Genomic DNA, 12835 nt, shown 5'->3' with positions numbered 1-12835 from the left:
CCGGCCCCGCGCGCCGGCGGTTCAGTGCGTGACGAGCCCTTCGGCCTTCGACGGCGCCGAGGGGATGTGGAACAGCCTGGTGAACAGCTCCAGCATCGCCGGTTCGCCCTTGATGGCCACCGCGCCGCAGGTGAGCGCGCTCGTGGCGTCCATCTCGCCGTTCAGCAGCTTCAGCACGACCGGGCCGCGCGGCTCGATGACGAGGTCGGGGTTCGGATGCGGGCCCTCCCCGGCCGTCATGGCGCCGTCCTCGACCACCGCGTGCACGATCATCTGATCGCCGTAGTGCAGTTCGAACGCGCAGTCGATGCCGCGGGCCGCGTCGGGCTGGAACGTCGTGTACAGCGACAGGATGGCCGCGTCGAGGGTGAACAGGTCGTCGGCGGCCGGGTCGGTGAGCGAACGGGCGCCCCACAGGCCCAGCTGCAGCAGGATCTGGTCGAGGTCGTTGCCGTATTCGGTCAGCTCGTAGACCACCCCGGCGTCGAGCTGCGAGAGCACCCGGCGCTGGACGACCCCGTGCCGTTCGAGTTCGTTGAGCCTGGTCGACAGGATGCTCGTCGGGATCTTCGGCAGGCCGTGCTGGAGCTCGTCGAAACGCTTCGGCCCGAGCACGAGGTCGCGGATCACGAGCAGCGACCAGCGTTCCCCGATGATCTCGAGCGCGCGGGCGAGGCCGCAGAACTGGCCATAGGTGCGAGCGGTCATGCTTGACTCCTCAGTTTCCTTGATCTGGTGGTGGCGGGTGGTGCTCGTTCAGCGGATCGGATGTCCCTCGGAGAGCAGTTCGCGGTGCAGCTCTCGCAGTTCGGCGCAGGGTGTCACCCCCAGTTCGTCCTCGAGCCTGGATCGCAGCCACTCGTAGGACGCCAGCGCGTCGCTGCGCCGTCCGCTGAGCCCCAGCGCGCGGATCAGGTGGGCGTGCAGGGTCTCGTCGAACGGGTCGGCGGTGGTCAGCGACCGCAGCACGCCGAGCATCTCCCGGTGCCTGCCCGCCCGGATCTCGGCCTCGATCCACAGGTCGCGGGCGTTACGCCGATGCTCCAGCAGATAGACGGTGTACGCGGCCAAGGTCGGTCCACAGTGGATGTTCGCCAGCGGGGGACCGGACCACAGGTCCAGCGCGGTACGGAACGCGTGCGCGGCCGCCGCGTTGTCTCCCTCGGCCAGCAGATCGCGGCCGAGCCGGTGGAGCCGCTGGAACTCCGACACGTCCACCACGCCCGCGTCGATCTCGAGCCGGTAGCCGGGCGCGCTGGTGACCAGCACGCCGCCGTTGCCGCCGGGGTCGAGGTGACGGCGGAGGTGGTGGACGTAGGTGTGCAGGGTCCGGCGGACACTGCGCGGGGGCGCGTCGTTCCACAGCTCGTGGACGAGGGAGTCGACGTGGACCGTCTTGCCGGGACGGATGAGCAGCATCGCCAGCAGCTGCAGGAGTTTCGGCGTGCTCGGCGCGCGATCGGCACCGCCGATGTACAGCTCGAGTGGCCCCAGCAGCCTGGCCGTGTCACCCGGTTCGATGGTCATCGCGTGCATCCCCTGCCCCGTCGGCGGACTCCCCCTCGATGACGGTGACAGAGGCGGAACCTTCGGAACAGTGCCGGAAACACCCGGCGGACCATGATTTCTTCGTTGCGCCGTATGCGATCGTCACGACTTGGAGCGGTGAACCGGTTGTGGCAAAAGAGAAGACGCGGAAAGGGTCAGAGCCAGTCGGAATCGGTGGCGATGCGGATGGCGTCCACCCTGTTGCGGGCGTTGAGTTTCGTGACCACGGTGGCGAGATAGTTCCGCACGGTTCCCGGTGACAGGAACAGCTCGGCCGCGATGTCGGCGACCGTGCGCCCGTTCGCGGCGAGACGGAGGATCTCCGCCTCGCGCGGGGTCAGCGGGCAGTCTTCCGTTTCCCAGGCGGACAACGCGAGTTCGCTGTCGATGACCCGGCGGCCGATGGCGACCGAACGGACGGCGTTGGCGAGCTTGTCGGCGGGCGCGTCCTTGAGCAGGAAGCCGTTGACCTTCGCGTCGAGCGCGCGGCGCACGGTGCCCGGACGGCCGAGCGACGTGAGGATCAGCGTGCGGACGCTCGGAAGTTGCTGGCAGAGCTCGGAAGCGGCCGTGAGCCCGTCCTTGGCCGGCAGATCGATGTCGATGATCGCGACGTCCGGGAGATACTCCGCGGCCATCGGAAGGATCTTGTCGCCCGAACAGACCTCGGCGACGACCTCGATGTCCTGTTCGAGGTTCAGCAGGGCGACCAAGGCGCCACGGACCATGTGCATATCCTCGGCCAATAGGACTCGGATCACTCCGACCTCCTCTTCCCCAGAAACGCGCTAACTCTCAGTGTACATAGCAAACCCGGAAGAGTGAATCGGAATCGCACGATACAAGGTTGCGCTTTTCCTCGCGGCCTGTACCGCATGATCAATGTGGCGGTGAGCTGCGACGATGTCGCGGCTTCGAGTGTACTGAAACTGCGAGCGATCGATTACTCGCTGTCAGGTCAGAAGAAGGTAAAATTGCTGCCTCGAGTGGTTTTCATTCCCGGTCGATTACGTTCCATTCCGGTGAATCGGTCCGGCGAACGGGTGAACTCTCTCCTTTTCGAAGGCGGCGATGGACTGTTCGGCGGTACCGGCGCCGCCCTCGATCGGACGTCGATCGCGGCATGGTCTCCTCGGCACGAGCCGGTTCGCGCGAAGCCGCCACTATCCACAAAGGACGTATGATGAGCTCATTGCTGGGTGCCCTGCGCAAGGTCATGTTCGCGCCTTCGCTGGCTTCGGTCGGCTTCGAGGGGCGCGGCTTCGGAGTGCCGCCGACGCCGTCGACCGCCCGGCTGGAGTCGATCCCGCAGTCGGTGGTGTGCGGCTTCGAGTGGGGGATCGACGCCCCGGAGCTGTGGGAGGCCGAACGGCGGCTGGACATGGTCGAGCCGGAGATGCGCGGGTTCGCCTACGAGGGCGCGGCGATGGCGTTCACCATCCTCGACGTCATGCCCGGCGGCCGGAAGGACCGCACGGCCGAACTGATGAGCGGCCCCGGTCTCCCGCACGTGTTCCTGACCTACATCGGCATCGGGTTCGCGATGGCCCGGCTGCCCCGGCCGCTGTGGAAGAAGGTGCTGCCGGAGCTGGACGGCGTGCCGTTCCATCCGACGATGAGCTGGCTGGCTGTCGACGGCTACGCCTTCGATCGCGCCTACTTCGACACGGGCAAATGGGTCGGGGAGCAGTTCGTCCCCAAACCGTATCCGTGGGCGGGCGCCCCCGCGTACTTCCCGCGTGCCTGCGATCAGGGCATCGGGCGGGCGCTGTGGTTCATCAACGGCGGAGACCCGGTGAAGGTCGCCGCGGCGGTGAACCGCTTCCCGGCCGGACGCCGTCCGGACCTGTGGAGCGGCGTCGGGCTGGCCTCGACCTTCGCGGGCGGCTGCGACCGGCCAGGGCTGGTGAGGCTCCGCGAGACGGCGGGGGAGCACCAGGACGAGCTCGGGCTCGGCGTCGTCTTCGCGGTGAAGGCGAGGACGTTCTCGTCGTTCGTCCCGCCGCATACGCGCCGTGCCGCCCGTGCGCTCGCCGGGCTGAGCATCGAGGAGGCCGTCGAACTGGCCGACTCGACCGAGGTCACCGAAGACGCCGCGGACGGGACGCCCGCCTACGAGCTGTGGCGGCAGAACATCCGCGACGGGCTGGCCCCTGCGGCGGGCCGGCTGTCCGCCTGAGGCCCGTCGACGTCAGGAAGGGGTCGTTCAAGACATCGCTTGTCTTGAACGACCCCTTCCTGGCGTCCGGGTGAGGGTCAGGCCGCGCGCTTGACCGGCTCCGGCCGGTGCCGCAGATCGGGCAGCGCGAGCAGGACCGGCGGGTCGAACAGGCGTTTGGGGCGCACCCGCAGGTCCGCGAGCCGCGCGGTGACGCCGGGCTCGACGGTGATCGGGCCGTGGTGCCCGGTGTACCCGGTGCCGCGGCGGGTGAGCGGGCCGGTCACGCAGTGCGCGACCAGGTGCCAGTCGCCTTCCGGGACCTCGGTCAGCTGATAGGGGCCGGGGGCGTCGATGACCGTGTACCGCACGGGCGCGCCCTCGGGGATCCGCGTCGGGAAGAGGCCGACGAAGACGAGGCCGGGCGAGATCTCCGGCGGCGCCGACACGAAACCGCGGACGATCGCCCGCTTCGGGCCGGGACGGGGCTCGCCTGCCAGACGGCGCTGGAAGCCGCCCTGCCGCCGGTACGCGGAAGGGGACAGGCCGACGCGGCTGCTGAACCGCGTGCTGAAGGTGCCGACGCTGTTGTAGCCCACGCGGTGGCTGATGTCGGCGACCGTGATCGAGGTGGTCAGCAGCAGGCGCTTGGCCTCGTCGAGCCGCAGCGCGGACAGGAACCGGCCGGGCGAGACCCCGGTGGCCTGCTGGAACACCCTGGTGAAATGGAATTTGCTGAAGGTCGCGGCGCGGGCGATGTCGTCGATAGTGAGCTCTTCGCCCAGTTTCTCGTTCATGGCCCCAATGGCTCGCTCCACGGCTCGCCGGACAGTCTCATCCATTGTGCCGTCCTTTCGCTCGAGGAATTCTGGTGTGCTTTGCGGTTTCCGACAGTAGTGTTCGCCGCCGCTTCTCCTGAAGTGCTTGATTCACCGCCGGATATGGATTCATGTGTGCGCGGGCGTGAAAATTTCACGGGGTGGGCGAGCATGCGAAAACCATGGTCCACCGGTGGTGCGTGCACTGGATCCCGGTGGCCGGTGGCCGCAGAATTCCTGGTAGCGCATTCACACCGGAACCTCCCCGGCCGTGTTGGCGCGGTCCGAAGAACGTATTCCCGCGGCAACACAGAACCGGCCCTTGACCGCGTCCCCCCGCGGCGGTCAAGGGCCGGTTTCCATTTCGCGGAACGAGTGTGTGAGGATAGTATCGTCGGCTCGTGGGGCGAGACGCAGGCGAAAGGCAGATGGGGTCGATGATCAAGGTCCTGGTGGCCGAGGACATGCACATTGTCCGGGGGGCCCTGGTCGCGCTGCTCGGTTTGGAACCCGACATCGAAGTCGTCGCCGAATGCGCCAGCGGTGACGAGATCCTCCCGCTCGCCCAGTCCGCGCGCCCCGACATCGCGCTGATCGACATCGACCTGCCGGGCAAGGACGGCCTCACCGCGGCCGCCGAACTGCACGAGCAATTGCCCGGCGTTCGCACCCTGATCCTCACCTCGCTCGGCAGCCCTGGAACCCTGCGGCGGGCGTTGGCGGCGAAGGTCAACGGTTTCCTGCGCAAGGACGCGCCCGCCGACAGGCTCGCCAACGCGGTCCGGGGCGTCGCCGCCGGACGGCGCGTCGTCGACGGCGACCTGGCGCTCGCCGCCTGGGACAGCGAGGAATGCCCGCTCACCGCCCGCGAGATCGAGGTGCTCCGGCTGGCGTCGGTCGGCTCCGACCCGACCGAGATCGCCGCTGAACTGTTCCTGTCCGCCGGCACCGTGCGGAACTATCTGACGACGATCGTTTCGAAGCTCAGCGCCCGCAACCGGGTCGACGCCGTGCGGATCGCGCGGGAGTCCGGCTGGCTGTGAAGCCGGTTCACCTACCGGGCCGGGACGTTCATCGTCGCGTGGGCGAGATCCGCGGCGAACTCCCCGGGCGAAGCCGCCTCCGCGAGCAGCCTGCGTTGCCGTTCCGCGCCGGTCCCGTGTTCGAACAGTGCGTCCAACCCCCGGTCGACCTCGTCCGCGTCGCCCGCGGCCGTGAGCGCCGGCCGGACGAACTCGACGAGTTCGCCGAGCAGTTCGCGCTGGTCGGTCTCCCGGCCGGTGAAGACGTCGATCCCCGGCCCGTCGAGACCGTGGCGCGCGGCGGCCGTCAAGGCGGCGTCGATCCGGGCACCGCGGGCCTGCGGCGGTCTCGTCGTCCCGGCACAGGTCGCGACCAGCCCGCGCACCAGTGCGGCGAGGAGCACGGCGTCGTCGACGGCCAGGCAGACGTCGGCGATCCGCACCTCGACCGTGGGATGCCGCGGGGAAAGCCGCGCGTAGAAGTACACGCCCGCCGCGTCGAGGGCGGCGCCGCGGCGCAAGGCCTCCCCGATGCTCCGGTCGTACGCGGCCGCGCCGGACCATTCGTCGGGCGGTTTCGCCGTCGGCCAGCGGTCCCAGATCGGGAAACGCCTGCTCGACCAGCCGGAATCGGCCCCGTTCTCCACCGGGGAGTTGACACTGAGCGCCAGCAACGGGGCGAGCCACGGCCGCAGCCCGGCGAGGACGCGTGCGCCGAGATCCCGCGACGGCAGGCCGACGTGCACATGACAGGCGCACGTCCCGGCCTCGGTGATCAGCTCCGGGAACGCCTGCGCCATCCGCCGGTATCGCGGCTCGGGCGTGAGCGTGTCTCCCCGCAGGCCGCCGGGAGGGATCCCCGCCGCCACCATCAGGCAACCGTCGGCTTCCGCCGCGGTCGCGACGATCTGCCGCAGCCGCGTCAGTTCCGAGCGCACCTCGTCCAAGCCGTGGCAGACGCCGGTCGCGGTCTCGATCTGGAACCGCATCAGCTCACCGGAGACGTCCGGCCCGGGGGCGAGCTTCTCGAGAAGTGCGGGCGCGCGCAACGCGACCGAGCCGTCCACCGGGTCGAGCAGGACGAACTCTTCTTCCACCCCAAGGGTGTAGTTCATGCCGTCGACCGCCATGGTTCCCCGTTCGTGGGTTTTCGCCGGTGATTCTCTGAATCTGCCCCTTCGGCCGCGGCGAGGAAAGGGCCGGTGTGCTGAACTTCGTTGCGGCGAAAGTGTTTCGCGGTCTCACTGACGGTCCAGGGGCGGTTCATGATCGATCTCTATCCAGCTGTCGAGCCGTACGACAAGGGACTGCTCGATGTAGGTGACGGCAACGCCATCTGTTGGGAGACGTGCGGGAACCCCGCCGGGAAGCCGGCGGTCATGCTGCACGGCGGCCCCGGGCAGGGCTGCACGCCGGGGATGCGGCGGATGTTCGACCCGGCCCGCTATCGCGCGGTCCTGTTCGATCAACGCGGCTGCGGCCGCAGCACCCCGCACGCGAGCGACCCGGCGACCGACATGCGGCACAACACGACGGAGCACCTCGTCGCCGACATGGAACGCCTGCGGGAACACCTGGGGATCGAACGCTGGCTCGTCACCGGTGGCTCGTGGGGTACGACGCTCGCGCTCGCCTACGCCGAACGCTTCCCGGAGCGGGTCACCGAAATCGTCCTCAGCTCCATCAGCACGACTAGGCCGTCCGAGATCGACTGGCTGTATCACGGCGCCGGCCGGTTCTTCCCCGAGGAATGGGCCCGTTTCCGCGGTGACCTTTCCGGAGATCTGGTCGCCGCCTACGCCCGGCTCCTGGAGGATCCCGACCCGCGCGTGCGGATCGAGGCCGCCCGTTCCTGGTGCGCTTGGGAGGACACCGTGCTGTCACTGGAACCCGGCGCGACCGTCCACAATGGTCCGATCGGTGAAGGGGAACTCGCTTTCGCGCGTATCGTCACGCACTACTACTCCCACGCCGCCTGGCTGGAACCCGGCGCGCTGATCCGCGACGCCGTCCTGTTGCGGGACATTCCCGGAGTGCTGATCCACGGCCGCCGGGACCTGGGCTGCCCGGTGAACACGGCCTGGGAACTCGCCCACTCGTGGCCTGGCGCGGAGTTGCTGATCGACGACGATTCGGGCCATCGTTCGAGCGACGTGAAGCGGGCCTGGAAACTCGCGGCGCTGGACCGGTTCGCGTCGGCTGTGTCTTAGGAAACCAAGCGATCCCTGACCTGCCGCAGTTGAGCCCGGCTCGCTCCTCCTTTCGTCAGGTAGGTGAATGCGCCGCCGTGGCGGTCATCCAGATGGGCCAGGGTGCGGAGGATCGTGTCGCCGCCGCATCCTTCCGTGAGCGCGTAATCCGAGGCGATCGACTCGGGTGGCACGCCCGCGACACTCAGCGCGAGCGCGACGAGCACTCCCGTCCGGTCCCGCCCGGCACTGCAGTGCACCGCGAGCGGACCGGGCGGAGCGTCACTCAGCTGAACGAAGACGCCGGTGATCTGACGGCGGTTTTCGTCGAGCATGGTGCGGTACGCGTCCGGCATGGTGGTGCCCTGCTCGGCCAGTTCGGCGATCAAGGGCGCGTTGCGGTAGACGGGATCGTCCGCGAACGGACTGGGCTCCCGCGCGGTTTCCCGCGCCCACCGGAGGTCGAATATGCGACCGATCCCCGCGGCGCGGACGGCGGCTATTCCCTCGGCGGTCAACCGATTGTGGCTGTCGGACCGGAGAAGCGCGCCGAAACGCGTCCGACGGCCGTCCGCCGTCGGCAGTCCGCCAACGTCGCGGCCGTTCAGGCAGCCGGGCCAATCGAGCTTCATCAAGCGACTCCTTGGTTTGTCGGCTCTTCCGAGCTCAGGCGGGATCGGCCTATGGCCTCAGGTGCATGGTGTTGCGATGCGCCGGTGGGGTCGCGGTGGGTGCGTGGGTGAATTCGGGGAGACCGTCTTGGACGGCCTGGCCTTTCTGTCCGTGGGCAGGGGCGGTCGCAGCCGGGGGTTCTCATCGCCGGTTGTGAGTTTTGTTTCGTGGAGCGACGGGGTCGGCCTATGTCCGTAGGTGCATGGTGTTGCGTCTCGGTGTCCCGGTCGGGTCGAGGTAAGCGGGCGGAGTGAATTCCGGTAGGCCGTCTTGGGCGATCTGGACTGTCCATTCGCTGCGGTGGATCAACCGGTGATGCTTTGTGCAGAGGAGTACGAGGTTGTCGATTTTGGTTTCGCCGTGGTGTCGCCAGAAAACAATGTGGTGGGCGGTGCACCGAGGCACCGGCATATCGCAACCCGGGAAGGCGCAGCCGCCGTCGCGGAGGGTGAGGGCGTATTTCTGGGCCAGTGACACGGTGCGTTTGGAGCGCCCGATGTCGAGGGGTTCGCCGGCGGTGCCGAGGACGCCGGGTCGGACGCGGGCGTCGCAGGCGAGGATCCTCGCGTCGGTGGCGCTGATGGGGCCGACGAGGTCGAGGTGGGCTTCGCCGATGTCCCGGATGAGGTCCTCGTAGGACATGGTGATGAGGATGTGGGTGGCTTCCCCGGCTTGGCCGGGGAGGTTGCGGCTGGTGGTTTTCAGGCGGACGTAGTCGGTGAAGGCGTCCCCATAGCGTTCGTCCTGGGTACGGGGATCACGCACTCCGTCGATGGCCTTGCGGGGTTTGGCGAGGGGGTCGAGGTCGGACTTCAGGCGGGCGTAGGTTTCCAGGTCCAGTCGTGCTTTGAGGCCGAGGGTGCCGTCGCGGTGCTTCACGAACCGCAGTTCCGGGCGAGTGTCTTTGGGGTTCTCGTTGCGGGGCTCTTTGCCGTCGGGGTCGAGTTCGTCGAGCAGGCGGCGTCCGGCACGGGCGATCTGCCGTGGCCCCGCGTGCCGGGCCAGCTCGACCAGGATCTTCTCCCCGGCACGGACATCGACTTCCGGGACAGAAGACGGGATCCGGGCGAGGGTCTTGATGATCGCGTCGATCTGGCCACCGCCGATCGCACCCTCCGCAGCAGCCTCGGCCGTCAACGGCGCCAAGGGTGGTTCGGGATCGCCGCCGATCGACGGACCGGGATGCAGGGCGAGGACCCGATCGGCGCGGGCGCCGGCTTCCTTGTCCGACACCAGGAAATCCTCGACAATCAACCCAGCCAACGTCGAATGACCGCTACAGCCCCGCACTCCTCGGGAGTTGATTTCCGCGAGGATCGCGTTCTGCTCCGCGTCCAGCCGGCGCTTCTGGACTTCGAGTTCTTGTTTGCGGGCGTGCAGCGTCGCGGTGTCGACGCGCCACCACTGGGTGGGCGTCTTCGGGGAGGCATCGTCGCTGGACACAAGATCAACGCTACGCCGGGTCGAACATCTGTGCTATAGCATATTCAGACTATATCGCGCCTGAGGCGGATGCAGGCGGTCAATGCATCACGCCTATCCTGGCAAGACTTCCTGGAAGGCCTCTCGGGGATTGCGTCAGCCGAGTTTCTGCTGTGGTCGACCGTTCAACTCGTTCAGGTCGTCCTGGCTGGAGGTCGACAGGTCGGTTCCCTTGGGGAGGTACTGACGAAGAAGACCATTGGCATCTTCAGTGCTTCCGCGCTGCCAGGGAGAGCGAGGATCACAGAAATATACCGGCATTCCTGTGGTCATGGTAAAGGTCGGATGATGGCTCATTTCTTTGCCCTGGCCCCAGGTGACGCTATTCTTGAACGCGTCGGGCAGGGTATTCCTCTTGTCCGCGAGCGAGCGTGCCACACGCTCGGCGGAACTTAAGCGATAAACCCGGCACCGAATGGTCTGTGGAGACATGGACCTAAGTAGGCCTCGGCGCATCCGGTGGCGGGGCCGCGCACATCAACGGGAATCCCTCGAAGTGAACGCTCCATGCCTGCGCCGGTCCGAGCCGACGCGCCGCCCGGGCCGATGGGGTGGCCGCAATCGGTCGACCAACCGCGACCACCCCACCCGAAGCCGGATCACGCGGCGCGGTGGATGACGATGTCGTCCAGTCGCGTGCGGGCGTGGATCTTGACCCCGGCCTCGCTGTCGGCGGTGAGGGAGTTGCGAACGGATCCCTTGGTGCTCTTGGCATCCACCGACGCGGTGTCCCCGTCGACGCCGACCTCGATACCGCCGGACGCGTTCGTCAGTTCGGCCTCGCCGTGCGACAGCCGTCCGACGCGGATCGGGCAGTTGGCCGCCGTCGCGACGATGTCGCCGTCGGCGCGATCGATGTCGAAGCTGCCGCTGGAGCCGGAAAGCGCGACGTCGGACCGGGCGTGCCCGATCCAGACCTTCCCGGTCGCTCCCGAGTACTTGACGGTGCCTTCGACCTCGCCGATCCGGACTCCGGCCGAGCCGCCGTCGAGGTCCACGGTTCCGGCGACGTGGCCGATCGCGATCTCGCCTGCCGCGAGGTCGCCCCGCACCGTGGCGGCGCGGTCGATCCGGACCTGTCCCGACGACATCTCCAGCGCGCAGTCGCCGAAGCGGCCGTCGGCGTCGACGTCCGACCAGGCCGTGTTCAGGGCCAGCTGGGAACCGGTGGGCATCTCGATCGTGATCGCGACCGAGCCGTTCTTGCCGCCCGCCTTCTTCGTCTCGATCGACAGCTTTCCGCCGTCGAAGCCGACCTTGGTGTTCTCGGCGACCTTCACGTCCGACTTGCTCGTGGCGTCGATCGGCTCGACCAGGACCACCGTGTCGGTGCGTTCGCTCGCGGTGAGGCGGACCCGGGCACCGGCGACGGTCAGCGTGGCGGCGATCGGCTGCGGGGTGGGGAAGACGGACATCGTGAACTCCTTCGGTGGTGGTGATCTCTCGTTGGTGAAGCAACGATCGCCGACCGGACTGACACCGGACCGCCACGGCGCTGACACGCCGGGGACACGGTGTGGCCGGTACAGGCCACGGCGATCCCGTCCCCGTGAGGCGGCCGGACAATGGTGTGGCTGGAAGGGAGGCCAGATGTCCGCCGACATGGATATCGCCACGGTGAACCGGATCGGGGCACAGCTCGTCGCGATCGGCGACGACATGCAACGCGAATGGGGCAAGTTCCGGCGGACCGTCGAAACCGAGCGGGCCGGGATCGGCGTCGATCCGCTCGGCACGGCCTTCCTCGGCGAATACCGGCCGGCGGAGGTCTCGGTGCTGAGCCACGCCGACCCGCTCCCGGCGCTGTGGCAGGCCGACGGCCACGGCGCGGCGATCTCCGCGGCGACGTACGCCAAGGCGGATCGGGACGCGGCCTCCGGATTCGGGAAGTAGCACCGGATGGCCGTGCCACAGCCGAACAACGCCCACGGGTTGTGGGCGGCGGTCAGAGGCGAGATCGAAGCGGTCCGGGGGAGCCGGGAACCCGCGATGGCCTGGCCCGACACCGACGAGGACAAAGTCCAGGCGCTCGCCGTCGCCTGGCGTGACGCCTCACTGGCCTTCACGCCGGTCCGGGTCGAACCGAACGATCTTCGAGACGCCTGGCGGGACAAGGCCGGTGAGATGTTCGCGCACCGGGTCGAGGGGACCATCCGGACGACCACGAACGTCAGGGTCTCCTGTCAGCAGCTGTTCGACCACGTCAGCCGCTTCGCGTCGATAGTCGCGCAAGTGAAGCAATCGATCCGGGCGACCGTCGACGACCGCGAACGGCCCTACGCGAACATGCGGGACGAAGGGGAACGGCGCGATTTCGTCCTGGTCGTGGCCAACGCCGTCAGGGACCTGCTCACCGCGGGGGTCGCGTCGGTCAACGGCCTCGACTCGGGTGTCACCACGCAAACCGCCTCGGAGAACCCGGCCGCCGAATACGACGCCATTGTCGCGTTCATCACCGACGAGATGGTGCGCAACGGGCAGTCGCCGGACCTCCGGAACATCCAGGATCTCTTGAAGGACAAGGTGAATCCCTTCACCTCGATCGGCGACAAGATCGAGGCGCTCAAGGAGTGGTACGACCTCGTGAACACCGGCGCCCAGTGGGACCACAAGGGCAGGATCCTGGACATGACCACGGGGGACAACACGTTCACCCCCATGCCTGGCCTGCGGGAACAGATCCGGTACGACGTCTGGTCCAACATCCATTACGGGTACGTCGGCACGCTGGGCGGAATCGACGAATGGACCCTGCACGCCGGGGCCAACGCCGCCGATTGGAAGGACGGCCATCCCACCGATCCGGCCGATCAGGCGGCCGTGCAACTGGGGATCGATCTCGCGCACGAGTACGGCCCTGGCGCGTTGACGCCGGAGGCCGTCACCAAGGCGATCCTCGATCGCCGTGACGGATTCGAGCAGGCGGGCGCCATCCGGCCGCTGTGA

15 protein-coding genes are annotated in these 12835 nt (G+C 68.2%); 6 read left to right on the top strand and 9 right to left on the bottom strand.

Annotation, left to right across the window (positions count from 1 at the left end; translation table 11 throughout):
• Positions 1–21: 21 nt before the first annotated feature.
• The 3 genes from ACFWIW_RS11270 to ACFWIW_RS11260 form a co-directional block, all read right to left on the bottom strand.
• Positions 22–708, bottom strand: a complete 687-nt coding sequence (locus tag ACFWIW_RS11270) for a winged helix-turn-helix transcriptional regulator (RefSeq protein ID WP_378368323.1) — start codon at positions 706–708, stop codon at positions 22–24.
• Between the two features lie 48 nt (positions 709–756).
• Complete coding sequence (locus ACFWIW_RS11265; protein WP_378368322.1) at positions 757–1536, bottom strand: BTAD domain-containing putative transcriptional regulator; 780 nt, start codon at positions 1534–1536, stop codon at positions 757–759.
• 167 nt (positions 1537–1703) lie between these two features.
• Entirely contained in the window at positions 1704–2309 is a 606-nt protein-coding gene (locus ACFWIW_RS11260; protein WP_378368321.1) for a DNA-binding response regulator, read from the bottom strand.
• 114 nt (positions 2310–2423) lie between these two features.
• On the opposite strand from ACFWIW_RS11260, the gene ACFWIW_RS11255 reads away from it, so the two are divergent.
• Together ACFWIW_RS11255 and ACFWIW_RS11250 are read left to right on the top strand one after the other, a co-directional pair.
• On the top strand, positions 2424–2732 hold the full coding sequence (locus tag ACFWIW_RS11255; protein ID WP_378368320.1) for a hypothetical protein: 309 nt from the start codon (positions 2424–2426) through the stop codon (positions 2730–2732).
• Entirely contained in the window at positions 2732–3727 is a 996-nt protein-coding gene (locus ACFWIW_RS11250; RefSeq protein ID WP_378368319.1) for a DUF1702 family protein, read from the top strand. The genes ACFWIW_RS11255 and ACFWIW_RS11250 overlap by 1 nt, the downstream gene beginning before the upstream one ends.
• A 77-nt stretch (positions 3728–3804) precedes the next feature.
• Here the strand turns inward: ACFWIW_RS11250 and ACFWIW_RS11245 are convergent, their stop codons facing one another.
• On the bottom strand, positions 3805–4503 hold the full coding sequence (locus ACFWIW_RS11245) for an AraC family transcriptional regulator (RefSeq protein WP_378368318.1): 699 nt from the start codon (positions 4501–4503) through the stop codon (positions 3805–3807).
• Between the two features lie 458 nt (positions 4504–4961).
• Between ACFWIW_RS11245 and ACFWIW_RS11240 the strand changes: the two genes are divergently transcribed.
• Positions 4962–5567 carry a DNA-binding response regulator gene (locus ACFWIW_RS11240; RefSeq protein WP_043848645.1) on the top strand — a complete coding sequence of 202 codons (606 nt, stop codon included), beginning with the start codon at positions 4962–4964 and terminating at the stop codon, positions 5565–5567.
• A gap of 11 nt (positions 5568–5578) precedes the next feature.
• Here ACFWIW_RS11240 and ACFWIW_RS11235 read toward each other — a convergent pair whose 3' ends face one another.
• Positions 5579–6676: a glutamate--cysteine ligase gene (locus ACFWIW_RS11235; protein ID WP_378368317.1), complete on the bottom strand. Its 1098-nt coding sequence runs from the start codon at positions 6674–6676 to the stop codon at positions 5579–5581.
• A gap of 135 nt (positions 6677–6811) precedes the next feature.
• On the opposite strand from ACFWIW_RS11235, the gene pip reads away from it, so the two are divergent.
• Positions 6812–7756, top strand: a complete 945-nt coding sequence (gene pip, locus ACFWIW_RS11230; RefSeq protein ID WP_378368316.1) for a prolyl aminopeptidase — start codon at positions 6812–6814, stop codon at positions 7754–7756.
• Here pip and ACFWIW_RS11225 read toward each other — a convergent pair.
• The 4 genes from ACFWIW_RS11225 to ACFWIW_RS11210 all read right to left on the bottom strand — a co-directional run bounded on the left by ACFWIW_RS11225 (position 7753) and on the right by ACFWIW_RS11210 (position 11304).
• On the bottom strand, positions 7753–8367 hold the full coding sequence (locus tag ACFWIW_RS11225) for a tyrosine-protein phosphatase (protein ID WP_378368315.1): 615 nt from the start codon (positions 8365–8367) through the stop codon (positions 7753–7755). The two genes, pip and ACFWIW_RS11225, sit on opposite strands and share 4 nt — an antisense overlap.
• 226 nt (positions 8368–8593) lie before the next feature.
• On the bottom strand, positions 8594–9850 hold the full coding sequence (locus ACFWIW_RS11220; protein ID WP_378368314.1) for a DUF222 domain-containing protein: 1257 nt from the start codon (positions 9848–9850) through the stop codon (positions 8594–8596).
• A 135-nt stretch (positions 9851–9985) separates the two neighbouring features.
• Entirely contained in the window at positions 9986–10321 is a 336-nt protein-coding gene (locus ACFWIW_RS11215) for an IS30 family transposase (protein WP_378368313.1), read from the bottom strand.
• Positions 10322–10488: 167 nt separating this feature from the next.
• On the bottom strand, positions 10489–11304 hold the full coding sequence (locus ACFWIW_RS11210) for a DUF4097 family beta strand repeat-containing protein (protein WP_378368312.1): 816 nt from the start codon (positions 11302–11304) through the stop codon (positions 10489–10491).
• Between the two features lie 175 nt (positions 11305–11479).
• On the opposite strand from ACFWIW_RS11210, the gene ACFWIW_RS11205 reads away from it, so the two are divergent.
• Complete coding sequence (locus ACFWIW_RS11205) at positions 11480–11782, top strand: hypothetical protein (protein ID WP_378368311.1); 303 nt, start codon at positions 11480–11482, stop codon at positions 11780–11782.
• Positions 11783–11788: 6 nt separating this feature from the next.
• Positions 11789–12835: a polymorphic toxin type 44 domain-containing protein gene (locus ACFWIW_RS11200; RefSeq protein ID WP_378368310.1), complete on the top strand. Its 1047-nt coding sequence runs from the start codon at positions 11789–11791 to the stop codon at positions 12833–12835.

This window comes from Amycolatopsis sp. NPDC058340, from assembly GCF_042723975.1.
In the GTDB taxonomy this organism is placed as follows: domain Bacteria; phylum Actinomycetota; class Actinomycetes; order Mycobacteriales; family Pseudonocardiaceae; genus Amycolatopsis.
This window is presented reverse-complemented; position numbering and strand designations above follow the sequence as displayed.